Below are 287 nucleotides of genomic sequence, written 5' to 3'. Positions count from 1 at the left end.
GTCGATAGGTTGAGTGGCGGCATGCGAGAACAGCTTTCGGTTCTGACACGTCTGGCCTTCGCCCGTTTGCTTGCCCGCGACGGCCGACCCACACCGGTTATCCTGGATGACGCTTTGGTTTATTCCGATGACGACCGCATCGAGCGCATGTTCGACGCTTTGCATCGTCAATCACACGATCAGCAGATTCTCGTTTTCTCCTGCCGCCAACGCGCGTTTGCAAAACTCGGCGGTAACATTTTGCAGATGAGCGACTGGCAACCGGGTCGGTCATAAGCGGAGATCGC

At 56.8% G+C, this 287-nt stretch carries 1 pseudogene; it reads left to right on the top strand.

Annotation, left to right across the window (positions count from 1 at the left end):
* Positions 1–276, top strand: a pseudogene (locus EN859_RS37345) (DNA-binding protein); the annotation flags it as partial.
* Positions 277–287: the final 11 nt, after the last annotated feature.

The sequence above is a fragment of the Mesorhizobium sp. M00.F.Ca.ET.216.01.1.1 genome (assembly GCF_004010325.2).
In the GTDB taxonomy this organism is placed as follows: domain Bacteria; phylum Pseudomonadota; class Alphaproteobacteria; order Rhizobiales; family Rhizobiaceae; genus Mesorhizobium.
Note: the sequence above shows the minus strand (reverse complement) of the source record. Positions and strands in the feature narration are given on the sequence as shown.